This window comes from Lentzea sp. NPDC060358 (assembly GCF_042725365.1).
In the GTDB taxonomy this organism is placed as follows: Bacteria; Actinomycetota; Actinomycetes; order Mycobacteriales; family Pseudonocardiaceae; genus Lentzea.
This window is the reverse complement of sequence record NZ_JBHXCW010000181.1, coordinates 1-16216: the sequence shown is the minus strand read 5'-3', so window position 1 is coordinate 16216 and position 16216 is coordinate 1. Positions and strand designations below refer to the sequence as shown.

At 72.4% G+C, this 16216-nt stretch carries 21 protein-coding genes and 1 pseudogene; 10 read left to right on the top strand and 12 right to left on the bottom strand.

Features of this window, described 5'->3' with window-relative positions; all coding sequences use genetic code 11:
* Positions 1-98: 98 nt before the first annotated feature.
* Positions 99-536, top strand: a pseudogene (locus tag ACFWGZ_RS29945) (DinB family protein); the annotation flags it as partial.
* An 85-nt stretch (positions 537-621) separates the two neighbouring features.
* Positions 622-1443, top strand: coding sequence for an LLM class flavin-dependent oxidoreductase (locus ACFWGZ_RS29940; RefSeq protein WP_382454931.1), 822 nt, complete (start codon positions 622-624; stop codon positions 1441-1443).
* Here the strand turns inward: ACFWGZ_RS29940 and ACFWGZ_RS29935 are convergent.
* Together ACFWGZ_RS29935 and ACFWGZ_RS29930 are read right to left on the bottom strand one after the other, a co-directional pair.
* Entirely contained in the window at positions 1407-1967 is a 561-nt protein-coding gene (locus ACFWGZ_RS29935) for a TetR/AcrR family transcriptional regulator (RefSeq protein ID WP_382454930.1), read from the bottom strand. The two genes, ACFWGZ_RS29940 and ACFWGZ_RS29935, sit on opposite strands and share 37 nt — an antisense overlap.
* A 9-nt stretch (positions 1968-1976) precedes the next feature.
* A complete protein-coding gene (locus ACFWGZ_RS29930; protein ID WP_382454929.1) occupies positions 1977-2849 on the bottom strand; it encodes an SDR family NAD(P)-dependent oxidoreductase in 873 nt (290 codons plus the stop codon).
* A gap of 96 nt (positions 2850-2945) precedes the next feature.
* Here ACFWGZ_RS29930 and ACFWGZ_RS29925 point away from each other — a divergent pair, with 96 nt between their 5' ends.
* The gene (locus tag ACFWGZ_RS29925) at positions 2946-3497 is read left to right on the top strand and encodes a cadmium resistance transporter (RefSeq protein WP_382454928.1); all 552 of its coding nucleotides are present in this window, start codon (positions 2946-2948) and stop codon (positions 3495-3497) included.
* Positions 3498-3602: 105 nt separating this feature from the next.
* Here the strand turns inward: ACFWGZ_RS29925 and ACFWGZ_RS29920 are convergent, their stop codons facing one another.
* Together ACFWGZ_RS29920 and ACFWGZ_RS29915 are read right to left on the bottom strand one after the other, a co-directional pair.
* Positions 3603-3869: a hypothetical protein gene (locus ACFWGZ_RS29920; RefSeq protein ID WP_382454927.1), complete on the bottom strand. Its 267-nt coding sequence runs from the start codon at positions 3867-3869 to the stop codon at positions 3603-3605.
* A gap of 2 nt (positions 3870-3871) precedes the next feature.
* Positions 3872-4816: a helix-turn-helix transcriptional regulator gene (locus ACFWGZ_RS29915; protein ID WP_382454926.1), complete on the bottom strand. Its 945-nt coding sequence runs from the start codon at positions 4814-4816 to the stop codon at positions 3872-3874.
* 51 nt (positions 4817-4867) lie between these two features.
* Here ACFWGZ_RS29915 and ACFWGZ_RS29910 point away from each other — a divergent pair, with 51 nt between their 5' ends.
* Positions 4868-5953 carry an epoxide hydrolase family protein gene (locus ACFWGZ_RS29910; RefSeq protein WP_382454925.1) on the top strand — a complete coding sequence of 362 codons (1086 nt, stop codon included), beginning with the start codon at positions 4868-4870 and terminating at the stop codon, positions 5951-5953.
* A gap of 13 nt (positions 5954-5966) precedes the next feature.
* Positions 5967-6716 (top strand): ZIP family metal transporter, encoded by a 750-nt coding sequence (locus ACFWGZ_RS29905; protein ID WP_382454924.1) that lies wholly within the window; start codon positions 5967-5969, stop codon positions 6714-6716.
* Between the two features lie 44 nt (positions 6717-6760).
* On the opposite strand, the gene ACFWGZ_RS29900 is transcribed toward ACFWGZ_RS29905, so the two are convergent.
* Both ACFWGZ_RS29900 and ACFWGZ_RS29895 read right to left on the bottom strand, forming a co-directional pair.
* Entirely contained in the window at positions 6761-7390 is a 630-nt protein-coding gene (locus tag ACFWGZ_RS29900) for a class I SAM-dependent methyltransferase (protein ID WP_382454923.1), read from the bottom strand.
* A 68-nt stretch (positions 7391-7458) separates the two neighbouring features.
* On the bottom strand, positions 7459-8157 hold the full coding sequence (locus tag ACFWGZ_RS29895) for an SDR family oxidoreductase (RefSeq protein WP_382454922.1): 699 nt from the start codon (positions 8155-8157) through the stop codon (positions 7459-7461).
* A gap of 48 nt (positions 8158-8205) precedes the next feature.
* On the opposite strand from ACFWGZ_RS29895, the gene ACFWGZ_RS29890 reads away from it, so the two are divergent.
* Positions 8206-8793 (top strand): PadR family transcriptional regulator, encoded by a 588-nt coding sequence (locus ACFWGZ_RS29890; RefSeq protein WP_382454921.1) that lies wholly within the window; start codon positions 8206-8208, stop codon positions 8791-8793.
* Positions 8790-9122 (top strand): hypothetical protein, encoded by a 333-nt coding sequence (locus tag ACFWGZ_RS29885; protein WP_382454920.1) that lies wholly within the window; start codon positions 8790-8792, stop codon positions 9120-9122. Before ACFWGZ_RS29890 ends, ACFWGZ_RS29885 begins: the two co-directional genes overlap by 4 nt.
* Here the strand turns inward: ACFWGZ_RS29885 and ACFWGZ_RS29880 are convergent.
* Positions 9113-9469: a DoxX family protein gene (locus tag ACFWGZ_RS29880; protein ID WP_382454919.1), complete on the bottom strand. Its 357-nt coding sequence runs from the start codon at positions 9467-9469 to the stop codon at positions 9113-9115. The two genes, ACFWGZ_RS29885 and ACFWGZ_RS29880, sit on opposite strands and share 10 nt — an antisense overlap.
* A 100-nt stretch (positions 9470-9569) precedes the next feature.
* Here ACFWGZ_RS29880 and ACFWGZ_RS29875 point away from each other — a divergent pair, with 100 nt between their 5' ends.
* Complete coding sequence (locus ACFWGZ_RS29875) at positions 9570-10433, top strand: sucrase ferredoxin (protein ID WP_382454918.1); 864 nt, start codon at positions 9570-9572, stop codon at positions 10431-10433.
* Between the two features lie 33 nt (positions 10434-10466).
* Here ACFWGZ_RS29875 and ACFWGZ_RS29870 read toward each other — a convergent pair whose 3' ends face one another.
* On the bottom strand, positions 10467-11072 hold the full coding sequence (locus tag ACFWGZ_RS29870; protein WP_382454917.1) for a TetR/AcrR family transcriptional regulator: 606 nt from the start codon (positions 11070-11072) through the stop codon (positions 10467-10469).
* Positions 11059-11265, bottom strand: a complete 207-nt coding sequence (locus ACFWGZ_RS29865) for a hypothetical protein (protein ID WP_382454916.1) — start codon at positions 11263-11265, stop codon at positions 11059-11061. The genes ACFWGZ_RS29870 and ACFWGZ_RS29865 overlap by 14 nt, the downstream gene beginning before the upstream one ends.
* 26 nt (positions 11266-11291) lie before the next feature.
* On the opposite strand from ACFWGZ_RS29865, the gene ACFWGZ_RS29860 reads away from it, so the two are divergent.
* Positions 11292-11792, top strand: coding sequence for a CGNR zinc finger domain-containing protein (locus ACFWGZ_RS29860; RefSeq protein WP_382454915.1), 501 nt, complete (start codon positions 11292-11294; stop codon positions 11790-11792).
* Between the two features lie 42 nt (positions 11793-11834).
* Positions 11835-13241, top strand: coding sequence for an amidase (locus tag ACFWGZ_RS29855; RefSeq protein ID WP_382454914.1), 1407 nt, complete (start codon positions 11835-11837; stop codon positions 13239-13241).
* Here ACFWGZ_RS29855 and ACFWGZ_RS29850 read toward each other — a convergent pair.
* The 3 genes from ACFWGZ_RS29850 to ACFWGZ_RS29840 all read right to left on the bottom strand — a co-directional run bounded on the left by ACFWGZ_RS29850 (position 13238) and on the right by ACFWGZ_RS29840 (position 16132).
* The gene (locus tag ACFWGZ_RS29850) at positions 13238-14314 is read right to left on the bottom strand and encodes a hypothetical protein (RefSeq protein WP_382454913.1); all 1077 of its coding nucleotides are present in this window, start codon (positions 14312-14314) and stop codon (positions 13238-13240) included. The genes ACFWGZ_RS29855 and ACFWGZ_RS29850 overlap by 4 nt on opposite strands.
* A 63-nt stretch (positions 14315-14377) precedes the next feature.
* Complete coding sequence (locus ACFWGZ_RS29845; RefSeq protein WP_382454912.1) at positions 14378-15682, bottom strand: RNA polymerase sigma factor; 1305 nt, start codon at positions 15680-15682, stop codon at positions 14378-14380.
* Positions 15683-15709: 27 nt separating this feature from the next.
* Positions 15710-16132, bottom strand: coding sequence for a YciI family protein (locus tag ACFWGZ_RS29840; RefSeq protein WP_382454911.1), 423 nt, complete (start codon positions 16130-16132; stop codon positions 15710-15712).
* Between the last annotated feature and the right edge of the window lie 84 nt (positions 16133-16216).

Genomic DNA, 16216 nt, shown 5'->3' with positions numbered 1-16216 from the left:
CTTCGAGTCCTCGGCGTTCTCCACGCCGGACATCATGTCGGTCATCAGGTGCACTTCCATGATCGGGAGTTACACCGAACGTTTTACAGTCCCACGACCTGCGCGAGTTGCGCGCGGTGATGCTGTGGAAGCTCGAGGGGCTGTCCGAGGCGGACGTGCGGCGTCCGCTGGTGGCGTCGGGGACGAACCTGCTGGGTCTGGTGAAGCACCTGGCGTTGTCGGAGTCGCGGTACTTCGGTGAGGTGTTCGGGCGGCCGTTCCCGGAGCCGTTGCCGCGGTGGGACGACCTGTCGGCGCGGGGTGCGGACAAGTGGGTGACCGAGCAGGAGTCGCGTGAGGACGTCGTGGGTCGTTATCGGCGCGTGTGGGTGCATGCGGATGCGACGATTTCGTCTCTTGCGGTGGATGCTCCGGGTCGTGTGCCGTGGTGGCCGCGTCCCGAGGTGATGTTGTTCAACGTTCTGGTGCACGTGCTGACCGAGACGGCGCGGCATGCCGGGCATGCGGACATCTTGCGGGAGCAGGTGGACGGCGCGACCGGCGAGTGGCCGTGATGCGGGCGTTCGCCCTGCTCCCCCGCGTGTGGATGATCTTGTCGGTGGTGCTCGTCACACTGGTGGCATGCGCTATGGGATTTATGTTCCGTCGTTCGGCTCGTCGCTGGGTGACCCGTCGGTGCTGGTGTCGCTCGCGGTCGCCGCGGAGGAGGCGGGGTGGGACGGGTTCTTCGTGTGGGACCACGTGGTGGTTCCCGGTGAGTCCGTGGTGGCTGATCCGTGGGTGACGCTGGGTGGGGTGGCGGCGCGGACGTCGTCGATCAGGCTGGGGCCGCTGGTGACGTCGCTGGGGCGGCGGCGTCCGTGGAAGGTGGCGCTGGAGGCGTCGACGTTGCAGCGGTTGTCGGGTGGCCGGTTGGTTTTGGGGGTGGGTGCGGGGGTTCCGCAGGACTACTCCCCCTTCGGTGAGCGTGTGTCGCGTGCGGAGGCGATGTCCGAGGGGGTGGCGTTGGTGCGTGCGTTGTTATCGGGCGAGGTGGTGGAGCACCGGGGGCCGTTGTTCTCGGTGTCGGGTGTCCGGTTCGAGCCGGTGGAGGTGCCGATCTGGGTGGGCGGGGTGTGGCCGCGCGGGGTGCCGTTCCGGGCTGCGGGGCTGGCGTCGGGGGTGGTGCCGGCGACGTTCGGCGAGTCCGGTCTGCGGGTGCTCTCCCCTGCCGAGGCGGCGGGGGTGAAGGCGGATTTCGTGGCGTCGGGTGGGCCTGCGGACGGTGATGTGGCGTTGTGGGGTGGTGGGGTGCTGCCGTCGGATGTAGCGGGGTACGAGGCTGCCGGGGTGACGTGGTTGCTGACCGATGGTGGTGCGGTGGAGGTGGAGGAGTTGCGGGCGTTCGTGGCGGCTGGTCCCCCGTGTCAGGCGTGCAGGCCGCGCAGGAGGGTGTCGAGGTAGCGGCGTGCGGCGGGGAGCCGGTCGGTGGGGGTGTCGCTGTGGACGTAGGTGGCGTAGGCGATGCCGCACATGAGGGGGACGAGGTCGGTGTCGGCGAGGTCGGGGCGGGCTGCTCCGGTGTCGCGGGCGCGGGCGAGCAGTTGGGTGCCGATGTCGAGGATGCGTTGTTTGAGTTCGGTGGTGCGGGGCAGGGCGTCTGAGCCGTGGGCGGAGACCTTGGCGAGGGCCGGGTCGCTCACCTGTGCTTCGACGAGGAGGGTGAGGTAGCCGGCGAGGGCTCGCCAGGCGTCGTCGTCTTCGAGTGCGTGGTGGCCGTGGGTGGCGATGGTTTCGAGGCGGGGGGTGGCGACGGTTTCGAGGAGGGCTTCGGTGGTCGGGAAGTGCCGGTAGACGGTGCCGACGCCGAGTTCGGCTCGGCGTGCGACGTCGTTGAGTTGCAGCGGTGTGCCTTCGTCGACGAGTTCTCTGGCGACGGCGACGATGCGGTCGGAGTTGCGGGCGGCGTCCTTCCGCTGCGGGGTCATGGGTCCAGCCTAATTGGATACCTCATCCGGAATGCGGTGCAGTGGTGCGTGCCTCTGGCTGAGGGTGCGGACGGCTGTGACGGTGCGGGGGTCGGTGGCGGTTTTGGCGGGTGTGGCCGGGGTGACGTTGCGGCCGATGAGGGTGCCGGTGGGCAGGGTGGTGTCGGTGGCGGCGCGCAGTGAGGGGCGTGCGGCGTCGCTGGCGGGTGTGGAGGTGGCGTGTTCGAAGGTGCGCTTGACGAGGGGCCAGAGCAGTTGCAGGGGTGGGGACACGATGTGGCGGGTGCGGTTGCTGCCGTCGGTCATGGTGGTGTCGGCGCCGCCGGGGTCGGCGGCGAGGACGGTGGTGCCGGTGTCCCGCAGTCGCTGGGCGAGGTCGAGGGTGTAGGTGAGGTTGGCGAGCTTGGCGCGGCCGTACCAGTGGAAGCCGTAGTAGCCGCCGGGTGGTTCGACGGTGTCGAAGTTCTTCTTGGCGACGGCGACGGCTCCGGAGGTGACGTTGACGATGCGGCGGGTGATGACGGGCAGGAGGAGTTCGGTGAGCAGGTAGGGCGAGAGGTGGTTGACGACGAAGGAGGCTTCGACGCCGTCGAGGTGGGTGTGTTCGGGGAACATGGCGCCGACGTTGTTGACGAGGAGGTCGAGTTCTCCTGCGGCGGTGATGCGGGTGGCGAGGGTGCGCACCTGGTCGAGTGAGGCGAGGTCGGCCTGGAGGAAGGTGGCGGTCTCCCCTGCTTCGTGGTTGAGCTTGTCGACGGCGTGGGTGCCGCGTTCGGTGTTGCGTCCGACGATAGTGACGGCGTAGCCGGCTCTGGTGAGTCCGAGGGCGGTTTCGAGTCCGATGCCGCCGGTGCCGGCGGTGACGACTGCTCTGGGTGCCATGTGTTCCTCAATCCGGATAGTGAATCCACTTCTGTTCCCGACGCTAGCACACATCCGGATGAACTATCCGCTTCGTGGTCGTGGAGAATCCCCGCCGTGGATCTCGGGACGCTGGGCCAGGCGGCGGGCATGTTCGCGGCCACCAACGTCGACGACCTGGTGCTCCTCGCCCTGTTCTTCGCCAGGGCGGGCACGGCCTGGAAGGTGGTGGCGGGCCAGTACCTGGGCTTCACCGGCATCCTCGCCGTGGCGGTGCTCGGCGCCCTGGGCGCGTCCCTGCTGCCCGAGCAGGTCCGGCCCTGGCTGGGCCTGATCCCCCTGGCGCTGGGGCTGAAGGCGGCGTGGGCGCTGTGGCGCGGCGGCGACTCCGACGACGACCGCGACCCGCCGCCGGGCGTCCTCGCCGTCGCGGGGGTGACCCTCGCCAACGGCGGGGACAACATCGGCGTCTACGTCCCGGTGTTCACCGTGACGGACTCCCTGTGGCTGTACGTGGTGGTGTTCCTCGTCCTGGTGGGCGTGTGGTGCCTGGCGGGCTGGTTCCTCGCCTCACGGCAGGTGGTCGCGAAGGCCCTGGCGAAGTGGGGTCACGTCGCGCTTCCCGTGGTGCTGGTCGCGATCGGTCTTCTGGTGTTGTTCTCGGGCTGAGCCGCCGGCGGGTTCGCCGGGGCTGTGGCTGGCGCTGGACCTGTTCGACGCGAAGCCGGGCGACGTGGCTGCGCATGCACGAGGCGAACCTCGACCCTGCTCCGGTCAGGCGGGCCACAGCGGCCGCTGCCGGGCCGGGTCTCGAACGGCAGCCTCCAGCGCGGCCGCAATCGCGTCCAGCTCGGCCTCGCTGAGGTCTCGCTCCCCCACGTGCCGCAGGATCTCCGTGCGCGAGCACACCACCACGGCCCCGGTGTGCCCTCCCAGCTCGGCGGCGGCCACGATCGCGGTCTGGTTCTGGTGCAGGACGAGCACCGGATCGGACGTGTCGGTGTAGAGCAGGCGCTCGATGTCCCGTCCGGTGATGGCCATGCTCAGTCTTGTACGGCTCGTGCGTACCGGCCCGCAAGAGAGCGAACGTGTGCCACGAGCTCGGGGGGTGAGGTGACCTCGAAGTCGAAGCCGAGCAGGCCGATCCACACGGCCAGCGACTCGACGGAGTCGGAGCCGGTGACCAGCACGCACGTGTCGGCGTCCACGGCTTCGACGGTGCCGATGACGGCGTTGATGCGGGCGGCCACGGCGTCGGCGGGTGCGCGGACCAGGACGCGGGCCTGGAAGCGCCACGCGGCGGAGCTGACGCGGGAGGCGACGAACGAGGTGGCGTCGAAGTCGCGCGGGGTGAACCGGGGGCCGAAGGGCGGGGTGGGCGAGCTGATGCGGTCGACGCGGAAGCTGCGCCAGTCGGTGCGGTCGCGGTCCCAGGCGACGAGGTACCAGCGGCGGCCCCAGTTGACCAGGCGGTGGGGTTCGACGCGGCGGCGGGACGGGGCTCCGTCGTGGGAGCGGTAGTCGAAGCGGATGGTCTCGCTGTCGCGGCAGACGGCGGCGAGGGTGGTGAGCAGGTCCGGGTCGAGGGACTCGGCGACGTGCTCGCGCGGGACCTGTTCGACGTGGTCGAAGGCGGAGACTCGGTGGCGCAGGCGGGAGGGCAGGACCTGTTCGAGTTTGAGCAGGGCGCGCAGGGACACGTCCTCGAGGCCGGTGATCGGGGTGGTGCGCAGGGCGACGACGACGGCCACGGCCTCGTTGTCGTCGAGCAGCAGGGGTGGCAGTTCGGCGCCGGCGCCCAGGCGGTAGCCGCCGAAGGAGCCGGTGGTGGCGTTGACCGGGTAGCCGAGCTCGCGCAGGCGGTCGACGTCGCGGCGGACGGTGCGGGGGCTGATCTGCAGTTCGTCGGCCAGTTCGCTGCCCTGCCAGTCGCGGCGGGACTGCAGCAGGGCGAGCAGGCGCAGCAGGCGGGCCGAAGTTTCCAACATGCCCCGAACTTTAGGACAACAGCTGGCCGCAAGGCTCGTTAGCCTCGGGTTATGACGGAGATCAGGGAGTTCCGGGTCGCGGTCGACGAGGCGGATGTCGACGAACTGCTGCTGCGGCTGGCGCGGACGCGGTGGACGGACCAGGTGCCGGGGGCGGGGTCGCGCTACGGCGACGACGTGGCGGACGTGCGGGCCGTGGCGCGGTACTGGGCCGAGGACTTCGACTGGCGAGCGGTCGAGGCGCGGCTCAACTCCTTCCCGCAGTTCCTCACCGAGGTCGACGGCACCGGCGTGCACTTCCTGCACGTGCGCAGCGACAACCCGCGGGCGCTGCCATTGCTGCTGCTGCACGGCTGGCCGGGGTCGGTGGTGGAGTTCCTCGACGTCGTCGGGCACCTGCGCGACGAGTTCCACCTCGTCGTCCCGTCGCTGCCCGGGTTCGGGTTCTCCGGGCCCACCAGGGACACCGGCTGGCACTCCGGGCGGATGGCGAGGGCGTTCGCGGAGCTGATGGCACGGCTGGGCTACGCGCGGTACGGGGTGCACGGCAACGACGCCGGGTCGGTCATCGGGCTGGAGGTCGGGCGGATCGACCCCGGGCACGTGGCCGGGGTGCACGTCACGCAGATCTTCTCCGTCCCCGGCGGCGACCCCGCCGAACTGGAGGGCCTCACGCCGGAGGAGCACCGGCGGCTGGGGGTGCTGCGGCACTTCCAGGAGTCGCTGTCGGGGTTCGCGCAGCTGCAGCGGGCACGGCCGCAGAACGTCGCGTTCGCGCTCGCCGACTCCCCCGCGGGCCAGCTCGCCTGGACGATGCAGCTGATGGGCGAACCGGCCGTGAGCCGCGACTTCCTGCTGGCCAACGTGGCGATCTACTGGTTCACCGGCACCGCCGGCTCCTCGGCGCGGCTGTACTACGAGGACGCCCACCGCGAGGACACCCCGGCCGGGCCGACGACGTTCCCGCTCGGGGTCGCGATCTTCCGCGACGACTTCCAGACCATCCGCCGCTTCGCCGAGCGCGACCACCACAACATCGTGCACTGGTCGGAGTTCGGCACCGGAGGCCACTACAGCGGGCACGACTCCCCCGAGTTGCTTGCCGGTGACATCAAGGTGTTCTTCGCCAAGATGTAGGTCATCCTCACGCATGGCGCAGTGGGTGGAAGCGGGGTTGTGGGGGCTGGCCGGCGGTGGCGCTCTCGTGCTGGGAGCGCTCGTCGCCTGGCTGGTGGAGGTGCCGCGGGACGTGGTCGCCGTGGTCATGGCGTTCGGCGCGGGCGTGCTGACCGCGGCCGCGGCGTTCGAGCTCGTCGACGAGGCGGAGCGGACCGGTGGCCTGCTCGCCACCTCCGTCGGGTTCGCCGCGGGTGCGGTGGTGTACGTGCTGGCCAACGTGCTGCTGGCCCGGCTGGGTGCCCGGCACCGCAAGCGCAGCAGCAACCAGCCCTCGGAGTCCGACCAGGCCGGCAGCGGCACGGCGATCGCGGTGGGCGCCCTGCTCGACGGGGTGCCGGAGTCGGTGGTGCTCGGCGTCGGGCTGCTCGGCGGTGGCGGGGTCGGGGTGGCGATGCTCGCCGCGGTGGTCATCTCCAACGTTCCCGAGGGGCTGTCCAGCGTCGCCGGCATGAAGCGGGCGGGCCGCGGGCCCGGCTACGTGTTCGGTGTGTGGGGTGCCATCGCGGTCGCCGGCGGGGTGTCCGCCGCGCTGGGCAACCTGCTGCTCGCCGGGGCGTCACCGCAGGTCATCGCCGTGATCACGGCGGTGGCGGCCGGGGCGATCCTCGCGATGATCGCCGACACCATGATCCCCGAGGCCTTCGAGCGCACCCACCTCTACACCGGGCTGTGCCTCACGGCGGGGTTTCTCACTGCGTTCGTGGTGGAACGGCTCGGCTGACCGCTGCCGGGACCGGTGAGGAGACCCGCACGTACCGTGCCGCATCAGGCGCGCCAGACCGTCGCGCTGCGGGTCTCGGTGCTCTCCAGCGTCCACGGCACCGGGACCTCGTAGCGGGCGCACCGCACGAACCGGTCATCCGGCAGGTGCGCGCGGTCCGGGTCGCCCATGAGCACCAGCGCTCCCCGTGCCGCCGCCCTGGTCAGGAACGGCAGCACCAGTGCGGTGATCTCGGCGTCGTAGAACACGTCGCCGGCGAGCACGACGTCCGCGCCGTGCGCGTCGCTGTCGAGCTGGTCACCGGGCAGCGGGGTGACCGCGACGCCGTTGGCGGAGGCGTTGAGCTGCACCGCGGTCAGCGACAGCGGGTCGATGTCGTTCGCGGTTACCGAGTCCGCCCCGGCCAGCGCCGCGGCGATCGCCACGAGCCCCGACCCCGAGGCCAGGTCGAACACCTTCTTGTCGCGCACGAGGCCGGGGTGGTCGAGCAGGTGCCGGGCCAGCGCCTGGCCGCCCGCCCACGGGAACGCCCAGAACGGCGGCTGGTCGTGGTCGGTCAGCTCCCACAGGTCCATCGCCTCGACCGCGCTGTGCAGCACCACCTCCGGTACCAGCGGCACGGGAGCGAGCGTCGTGTTGGCGAGCACGAAGTCGGACAGCGCAGGCGCGGACATGACGGAGAAGCTTAGGGGCCCGGGCACCGGCCGCCGCAGAGGCGAAAGGCCGTACCGCTTCCCGCGCGTCACGTTCCGCCGGTCACGCGCAGGATCGCTCCGGTCGCGTAGGAGGCTTCCTCCGACAGCAGCCACGCGATGGCGTTCGCGATCTCCTCGGCCTCGCCGGGACGGCCCAGCGGCACCCGTCCCGCGACCCGGTCCGGGCGGTCGGGCTGCCCGGAGAGCTGGTGGATGTCGGTGCGGATGGTGCCCGGCTGCACGCAGTTGACCCGGATTCCGCGCGGCGCGAGCTCCTTGGACAGGCCGATCGTCAACGCGTCCACCGCCGCCTTCGTCGCCGCGTAGTGCACGTACTCGCCGGGACTGCCCAGCGTCGCCGCCCCCGACGACACGTTCACGATGCACCCGCGGCTCATCCGCCGCGCCGCCTCGCGGGCCACGAAGATCGCGCCGACGACGTTGACGTCCACCACCCGGCGCAGGTCCTCGGTGCGCAGGTCGGCGAGCGGGCCGGACGGGGAGGTGATGCCGGCGTTGCTGACCACCCCGGTGATGTCGTCACCGGCGGCGTCGAACAGCCGCGCCACGTCGTCCTCGTCCGCGGTGTCGGCCCGCACCGCGACCACGCCGAGCTCGTCCTGCAGCGCCCGTGCCGCGTCGGCGGCCTGCCGGTAGCTGATCACGACCCGGTGCCCGTCGCGCACCAGCCTGCGCGCGGTCGCGGCACCGATACCCCGGCTTCCCCCGGTGATCACCGTTGTCATACCCACCACCCTACCCATATATTCGGTACCGAGTATTCGGGAGCGGACATGACGTTCAAGCGTACGAACCCCCTGGCCCTGGCGGTGCTGGCCCTGCTGTCGGAACGGCCGATGCACCCCTACGAGATGGCGCGGACCATGCGCGAAAGCCACCAGGAGGAGGTCGTGAAGCTCAACTACGGCTCGCTCTACACCGTCGTCGAGTCGCTGGCCAGGCACGAGCTGATCACCGCGAGCGCCACCGGCAAGGCCGGCAACCGCCCCGAGCGCACCGTCTACTCCGTCACCGCCGCCGGCACCGCCGAGCTGCGCGACTGGCTGCGCGAGCTCATCGCCGTGCCCGCCCGGGAGTACCCGCGGTTCGAGGCCGGGATCTCGATGGTCGGCCTGCTGCCCCCGGCCGACGCCCTCGCTCTTGTGCGGCAGCGGGGCACGGCCGTGGACGAGCAGCTCACCGCGCTGGCCGTGCTGCTGGAACGGCTCGCGGGCGAAGGGCTGCCGCAGCTGGCGTGGATCGAGCTCGACTACCGGCTCGCGATGCTGCGCGCCGAACGCGCCTGGCTGACCTGGTTCGCCACCGCCACCCGCGACGGCACCGTCGGCGGGTACGAGCACTGGGAGGACGCACACCGATGAGACTGCTGTTCGAAGTGCAGGGAGTCGTGCACGCGCCGTTGCAGGACGTGCGCGCACGCCTGTTCGCCGACGCCGGCGAGTCCGGGCCGCACCGGCTCGTGGACCGCGAGGCCGGTGTCATCGCCTACTGGGGCGACTGGTGGTACCGCGGCGAGGACTCGCTGCACCCCCATCCCGAGGGCGCGCTGCTCGTGCACCGCGTCTACAACATCGCGCCGCAGGGCAACTGGGCGCCCTACCTCGCGAACAAGCTGTTCCTCGGCTACCGCGCCAGGCTGCGCACCGCGTTGCGGCAGCGGATCGCCCAGCTCGAAGCCCCTCAGAGCTGACCGAAGCGCACCACGGCGACGAACAGCACGAGGTTGACCGGCACCGTGGCGCCCTCGCCGCGGCGGATGTGCGTGATCGCGGCACCGACCTGCACCAGCGCGAGCCCCAGCGCCGCCACCGGGGTGAGGATCGGCGCGAGACCGGTCAGCCACGGCAGCACCAGCCCCAGCGCGCCCGCCACCTCCACCGCGCCGATGCCCTTGACCTGCCCGGCGGAGAAGTCCGCCGCCCACGCCATCCGCGGTTCGGCGAGAAGATCTCGTTTCGACTTGGCCAGCTTCGTGAAACCCGCCATGAGGTACAGGGCGGCCAGTACGCCGGACACGATCCAGACGGCGAGGTTCATGGCTGCGGATCCAACCCCACGGGATGCGGGACCACGATCACAGCACCTTCAGGTAAGGGTGGCCTTAGTCATCACCCGAACGGCCGTATAGGGTGTGCAGATGAGGTGCTCGACGCTCTCCGACTTCGCGGGCGAGCCGCTGGCCGGCACGGCCGCGACCGCCACCGCGTGGCTGTGCCTGGAACAGCCGGGCCCGTGGGGCCGCGACGCGCTCACCGAGAGCCACCTCGACCCCGAGCTCGGCGCCGAACTGGGCCGCCGCGCCGCCGGCACCGGTGTGCGCATCCTGCTGATCCGCCGCCCCGGCCGCCACGCCGACGACCACGTGCCCGCCACCCGCCGCGTGTACCTGGCCTCGACGAAGCCCGGTTCCGCGTGGCTGGAGCAGGCCGACCTGGCCACCCCCGAGGAAGCCCTCGAACTCGACTTCGAGGCGCTGGGCCAGGGCCGTTCGACCGCCTTCGGCACCCCGGTCACCGACCCGTTGCTGCTGATCTGCACCAACAGCAAACGCGACGTCTGCTGCGCCCTCTACGGCCGCCCGATCGCCACCGCGCTGCACCTCTGGGAGTGCACGCACACCGGCGGGCACCGCTTCGCCCCCACCGGGGTGCTGCTGCCCACCGGTCACCTGTACGGGCGCATAGATCACCAGTTGGCGCAGCGGGTGGTGACGGAGGGCATCGTCGCCGACCGGTGCCGCGGCCGCTCGTGCTTCACCCCGCGGGGTCAGGTCGCCGAGGTCGCGGTGCGCCGGCAGCTCGGTGAGACGCGCGACGTGCTGACCGTCGTGGCGGAGACCCGGGACTCGGCGACCGTGCGGCACGCCGACGGGCGGGAGTGGCGGGTGACGCTGTCCGAGCAGCCGGTGCCGCCGCGGCCGGCCAGCTGCGGCAAGTCGCCCGACATCGCGATCGCGCTGGTGGCGACGGCGATCGACCAGCTGGTGCGGGTGGGGCGCTAGAGCCCGGGGCCGAGCACCTGGGGTCCGCAGCACCTACGAGGGGGTGCTCTCCGCATCACCGGGCCGGCCGGGCACGGTCGCCGAGAACACGCCGATGCCCAGCGCGTACGGGTCGTCCAGGCCCACGGTCTCGAGGGTCTCCGCGGGCAACGCCAGCAGTGAGATCGCCACGCCCAGGAAGTAGGCGTCGAGCAGCCCGGTGTCACGCACGGTCGAGGGCAGTCCGGCCGCCTGCTGCAGCGCCGCGGCGGCCTCGGCGTTGGCGAGCACCATGCCGGACAGGGCCGCGCGCACGCCCGGCCGGCGCACCGCCTCCAGGTACAGCTCGACCATCGCGAGCATCTGCGTCGGGTCGTCGGCGACCGCGCGGCGCAGCAGGGCCGGGTAGAGCTCGGCGACGTCGCCGGCGCTGATGTCGGTCGGCGTGGTCTCGCGGAGACGTTCGACGGCGGCCTGGTGCAGGGCGGTCATGCGGGCGGCGCAGGCGGTGAGGATCGCCTCGCGGGTCGGGAAGTAGTTCTTGGTGGTGCCGATCGGAACGCCGGCCTCGCGGTCGATCGCGCGGTGGGTCAGTCCCCGGCCGCCCTCCACCGCGAGGATCTGGATCGCGGTGTCGCACAGCAGGTCACGACGGCTCACGGTCCGGGACACTAGCAAGATCACCACACCCGTGGCGGGCCGGGGCGAACGTGCTGGTCCCGGCGGTCGCGGTGACCGCTCCGCGTTCCACGACGAGGAACAGGCCGCACACGCAGCGCACGTAGGAGACGGGGCCGTGGGCGGACAGGGCGCTGGTGCACGCCCAGCGGCAGGCGGGGCAGGTGGCGATCATGCCCACCAGCGTGCTGTCATGGTCTAGTGCATTTCAACCCTTACGGCGGGGCGGCGGCGGAGCTGGCCGCGAGACTCGTCAACGCCGACGCCGGCACCGCACTGTTCGACGTGCTGAAAGCCTCGGACTACAAGCCGCTGCGGCCGCTCACCGCAGGTCAGGAACGTGACGTACGAGACTGGGTCGAGCGGCTGCGGCAGGTGTTCCGCGCCCCCGGCGTCGACCTGCTCAACGCCCTGCTCGCCGAGTCCTCGACCTCGCCGCACATCTCCACCCACGACGGCCGCGCGCCGCACCTGCACTACGCGCGCGCCGACGCGCCTATCGACGTGCGGATCAAGGCCTACACCGCCGCCGGGATGGCCGCGGTGTTCTGCGAGGACGCCGGGCGCATCGGCTGGTGCGGCCGGGAGGGCTGCGGCACGGTGTTCATCGACACCAGCCGCAACGGCAAGCGCCGCTTCTGCTCCACCAGGTGCGCGAACCGCGTCGCCGTGGCGAGCCACCGCAGCCGCCGCAGCGCCTGAGAGCGGTTCCGCTGATCACCCGCGGGCCCTTAGGGTCGGCCCATGGAGCTGACGGAGCTGTGTTTCGCCGGGGTGGTCAGGCAGGCGCAGGCCGTGCGCTCCGGCGAGGTGAGCGCCCGCGACCTGCTCACCGCGCACCTGCGCCGCATCGACCGCCTCGACCCGCGGCTGGGCGCCTTCCGCGTCGTGTTCGCCGAGAGCGCCCTCGCCGAGGCGGACCGGCTCGACGCCTCGGGTGAGGACCTGCCGCTCAAGGGGGTGCCGATCGCGGTCAAGGAGGACATCGCGGTCGAGGGCCTGCCCACGACGAAGGGCACCAACGCCGCCCGCACCCCGCAGCCGGCCGACTCGCAGATCGTGCGGCGGCTGCGCGCGGCCGGGGCGGTCGTGATCGGCCGCACCCGCATGCCCGAACTGGGGCTGTGGCCGTTCACCGAGAGCTCCTGGGCCGGGCCGACGCGCAACCCGTGGTCGCTGACGCACTCCCCCGGCGGGTCCAGCGGCGGGTCGGCCGCGGCCGTCGCGGCGGGCATGGCGGCGGCCGCGATCGGCACCGACGGCGCCGGATCGATCCGCATCCCGGCCGCCATGACCGGCCTGTTCGGCCTCAAGCCGCAACGCGGCCGCGTCTCGCTCGCCCCGGAGCCGCAGATGTGGGGCGGCATGGTCGCCGCCGGGCCGATCACCCGCACCGTCGCGGACTGGGCGCTGGTCGCCGACCAGCTCCGCGGCGCCGCCCCCGGTGACGCCCACGTCGCCCACCCGCCGCGCACCAGCTTCACCGAGGCCGCCCGGACCGACCCGGGCCGGCTGCGCATCGGGGTGTCGCTGCGGCCGTGGGGGCCGGGCATCGCGATCGCCGACGAGGTCCGCGACGCCGTGCAGGACACCGCCGCGCTGCTCACCGACCTCGGCCACGACGTCGTGCGCCTGGACCCGACGATGCGCGAGGTCACCGCGTCCACCCGGTTCGCGCTGCGCTACCTGCACAACGCCCACCTGGCGCGCACCGCCACCGAGCTGCCGAACCTGCTCGAACCCCGCACCTGCGCCGCCGCCGACCTGGGCCACCGGATCCCGCGGGCGGCCGTGCGGTGGGCGACGAAGGACGACGCCGCGCTCACCGCCCACGCCAACCGGGTGTTCGGCGTCGTGGACGTGCTGCTGACCCCGGCGCTGACCAGGCCGCCGATCCGCGTGGGCGAGTGGGACGGCCGCGGTGTCGTGGCGGCGCTGCTCGCGGCCGCGCACTACACGACGTTCCTGCCGCTGTGGAACATCACCGGCAACCCCGCCGCGGCGGTGCCCGCCGGCCGCAGCTCCGCGGGTCTGCCGCTCGCGGTGCAGCTCGTGGGCCGCCAGCACGACGAGTGCACGCTGCTGTCGGTGTCGGCGCAGCTCGAACGGGCCCGGCCGTGGGCGGACCGGGTCCCCACCGCCCTGGGCTAGAAGCCGCGGCGGGTCAGTTCGTCGAGCAGGGCGCGGTCGGCGACGTGGCGGGTCCTGATGTGGTCGAGGTAGTCGGCGAACGCGTCGGGCTGCAGGCCGCGCAGCTGGTGCAGCCACCCCACGAGCAGCTCCTGCTCCTCGGCACCGCGCCGGGTGAGCTCGACCTCGACGATGCGGCGGTAGACCTCGACGGCGAGGTGCCCGCCGTCGCGCACGAGGTGTTCGACCAGTGCGGCCCGCAGCGGTGGCCAGTCGTCGGTGTGCACGACCAGGGCGCGGATCTTGAGGTAGACGTCGAGGCTGGGGCGGGCCAGGAACGCCTCCCGGCACACCCGCACGGCCTGCTGCGGTTCGCCGCGGCGCAGGTGCTCCTCCACGGCGAGGTCGATCAGCCGCAGCGCCGCGCCCCGGCCGCCGACGGCGTCGAGGCCGCGGTGCACCCACTCCAAGGCTTCGCCGGAGCGGCCGTTGTCGCGCAGCACGGTCGCGACCTGCAGGTAGTGCCAGCCCGAGGACAGGTCCTTGGTGAGCACGAGCAGCTGCAGGTCGACGTCCTCGGTGTACTCGGCGAGCTCCTCCATGACGCGCAGCAGCGCCCACCGGGCCCGGTCGTAGCGGCCGGTCTCGCCGAACCCGATCACCGGCAGCGGCGTGAACAACGCCACCGCCCGATCCCGGTAGTGCGCGAGGCCCTCGTCGTCGAGGGCGGCGGCGTAGGCGGCGAGGCCGACGTCGGGGGCGTCGGGGTGCTGCAGCTGCAGGTCGAGCAGCCAGTCGGCCAGGCGCACGGGGTCGGGCCGGGCCGTCGCGCACGCGCGGGCGTGGGTGGCGAGGACCTGGTGGGCGAGCTCGGCCAGGTCGACGCGGTGGCGGCGGGTGGTCGCGGCGCCGGCGGCGAGCTGGGTGACGACGTCCTCGGCGAGCGCGACGAGCCCGGGGCCGGGGTGGGTGAGCAGCAGGGCCTGCAGCTCAACCGAGACGGCGGTGAGCCGCCGGCGGCGGGCGGGCCAGTCGGTGGTCTCGCTGTCGGCTCCGGCGAGCGCGGAAGCCACGGTGGCGGGCAGCGACTCCATCACAACATCATTCCCGCGTCGCCCGGTCGAGTACTACAGGTGTCCCTCGAACGGCGTGCGGGGTTACTTTTCGTGGTCGAACAGGGGCAGTTCGGCCAGCTTCCGCGTGAGCACGGCGCGTTCGCGGTCGTTGCCGCACAGCCCGATCGCCCGCTCCAGCTCCGTGCGCGCCTCCGCGACCCGGCCCAGGCGCCGCAGCAGCTCGCCGCGCACCCCGGGCAGCTGGTGCGAGCCCTGGAACGCGTCACTGCCCGCGAGCGCGTCGACCAGCGGCAACGCGGCTTGCGGGCCGTGGGCCATGGACACGGCGACCGCGCGGTTGAGGTCGACGACCGGGGACGGGGCGAGGCGGCCGAGGCCGTCGTAGAGGGCGACGACGCGGCCCCAGTTCGTGTCCTCGACCGACGACGCCAGCGCGTGGCACTCGGCGATCGCGGCCTGCAGCCCGTAGTAGCCGTAGCCGCGGCCGGCGGCGGTGGCCTTGGCGAGGGCGGCGCGGCCGCGGGCGATGGCGGAGCGGTCCCAGCGGCGCCGGTCCTGGTCCTCGAGCAGCACGGTCTCGCCGTCGGGGCCGCGGCGGGCCGGGAAGCGGGCGGCGGTGAGCTCCAGCAGCGCGAGCAGGCTGTGCACCTCGGGTTCGGCGGGCATGAGCCGCGAGAGGATGCGGGCCAGGCGCTGTGCCTCGCCCGCGAGGTCCAGGCGCAGGACCTCGTCGCCGGAAGTCGCCGACGAGCCCTCGGTGAAGATCAGGTAGACCACGCTCAGCACCTGCGCGAGGCGGGCGGGCCGGTCGGCGGCCGGGGGCACCTCGAACGGCACCCCGGCGGCGCCGAGGGTCTTCTTCGCGCGGGTGATGCGGGCCTGCACCGTCGCCGTGGGCACCAGGAACGCCCGTGCGATCTCGTCGCTGGTCAGGCCGCCGATGACGCGCAGCGTCAGCGCGACCCCGGCCTCGCGGGACAGCACGGGGTGGCAGGAGGTGAACATCAGGGCGAGGGTGTCGTCGTCGATCTGGTCGGGGTCCCACAGCACGTCGTCGGGTGCGGCGCCGGGGCTGGTGGCACCGGTGAGAGCGCCGCCCTCGGGCAGGTGGTGTGCCAGGGCGGCGTACTTCTCGTCGCGGGTGCTGCGGCGGCGGAACGCGTCGATCGCGCGCCGCCGCCCGACGGTGAGCAGCCAGCCGGCGGGGTTGTTCGGCACGCCTTCGCGGGGCCAGGTCACCAGGGCTTCGGCGAGGGCTTCCTGGGCGAGGTCCTCGGCCAGCGCGAAGTCGCCGGTGTAGCGGGTCAGCGCACCGATGATCCGCGCGGAGTCGATGCGCCACACCGCCGCCACGGCCTTGCGCCCCGTGGGGTCGCTGCTGCTCATGGCACCAGATCCAACCAAACCCGGTGCTCAGAGCTGGCCGGTGGACTCCCGCCAGGCGCGTTCCTTCTTGATCCACTCGTTGTCCTGCGGGAACTCGTCGATCGTGGGGACGCGGCGGATCTCGGTCTTGAACCCGGCGGCGGTCATCGGGGTGCGCTTGGCCCACCCGATCGCGTCGTCGAGGGTGGGGACGTTGATCAGGTAGAAGCCGTTGAACAGCTCCTTGGTCTCCCCGTAGGGGCCGTCGGTGACGACGGGCGGGTCGCAGGAGAAGTCGACGACCACGCCCTCCTCGGCGGGTGCGAGGCCCTCGGCGGCGATCAGGACGCCCGCCTCGATCAGTTCCTCGTTGAACCGGCCGACGGTCTCGAGCATCTGATCGAAGTCGAGCTCGCCGAGGTTGCCCCAGGCCTCGTCGGAGGTCACGCGCCAGATCAGCATGAACTTCATGGTCGGTCTCTCCCGGTGGTTCGTGCGAGTCCCTCGTGGACCCTGTCACGCTCAGGTCGAACGGGCGGGGCCGGCGATCGACAC

Coding starts and splice junctions, on each gene's coding strand:
- ACFWGZ_RS29940 (WP_382454931.1), top strand. CDS start 622: ATGCGCTATGGGATTTATGTTCCGTCGTTCGGCTCGTCGCTGGGTGAC.
- ACFWGZ_RS29935 (WP_382454930.1), bottom strand. CDS start 1,967: ATGACCCCGCAGCGGAAGGACGCCGCCCGCAACTCCGACCGCATCGTC.
- ACFWGZ_RS29930 (WP_382454929.1), bottom strand. CDS start 2,849: ATGGCACCCAGAGCAGTCGTCACCGCCGGCACCGGCGGCATCGGACTC.
- ACFWGZ_RS29920 (WP_382454927.1), bottom strand. CDS start 3,869: ATGGCCATCACCGGACGGGACATCGAGCGCCTGCTCTACACCGACACG.
- ACFWGZ_RS29915 (WP_382454926.1), bottom strand. CDS start 4,816: ATGTTGGAAACTTCGGCCCGCCTGCTGCGCCTGCTCGCCCTGCTGCAG.
- ACFWGZ_RS29910 (WP_382454925.1), top strand. CDS start 4,868: ATGACGGAGATCAGGGAGTTCCGGGTCGCGGTCGACGAGGCGGATGTC.
- ACFWGZ_RS29905 (WP_382454924.1), top strand. CDS start 5,967: ATGGCGCAGTGGGTGGAAGCGGGGTTGTGGGGGCTGGCCGGCGGTGGC.
- ACFWGZ_RS29900 (WP_382454923.1), bottom strand. CDS start 7,390: ATGTCCGCGCCTGCGCTGTCCGACTTCGTGCTCGCCAACACGACGCTC.
- ACFWGZ_RS29895 (WP_382454922.1), bottom strand. CDS start 8,157: ATGACAACGGTGATCACCGGGGGAAGCCGGGGTATCGGTGCCGCGACC.
- ACFWGZ_RS29890 (WP_382454921.1), top strand. CDS start 8,206: ATGACGTTCAAGCGTACGAACCCCCTGGCCCTGGCGGTGCTGGCCCTG.
- ACFWGZ_RS29885 (WP_382454920.1), top strand. CDS start 8,790: ATGAGACTGCTGTTCGAAGTGCAGGGAGTCGTGCACGCGCCGTTGCAG.
- ACFWGZ_RS29880 (WP_382454919.1), bottom strand. CDS start 9,469: ATGAACCTCGCCGTCTGGATCGTGTCCGGCGTACTGGCCGCCCTGTAC.
- ACFWGZ_RS29875 (WP_382454918.1), top strand. CDS start 9,570: ATGAGGTGCTCGACGCTCTCCGACTTCGCGGGCGAGCCGCTGGCCGGC.
- ACFWGZ_RS29865 (WP_382454916.1), bottom strand. CDS start 11,265: ATGATCGCCACCTGCCCCGCCTGCCGCTGGGCGTGCACCAGCGCCCTG.
- ACFWGZ_RS29855 (WP_382454914.1), top strand. CDS start 11,835: ATGGAGCTGACGGAGCTGTGTTTCGCCGGGGTGGTCAGGCAGGCGCAG.
- ACFWGZ_RS29850 (WP_382454913.1), bottom strand. CDS start 14,314: ATGGAGTCGCTGCCCGCCACCGTGGCTTCCGCGCTCGCCGGAGCCGAC.
- ACFWGZ_RS29845 (WP_382454912.1), bottom strand. CDS start 15,682: ATGAGCAGCAGCGACCCCACGGGGCGCAAGGCCGTGGCGGCGGTGTGG.
- ACFWGZ_RS29840 (WP_382454911.1), bottom strand. CDS start 16,132: ATGAAGTTCATGCTGATCTGGCGCGTGACCTCCGACGAGGCCTGGGGC.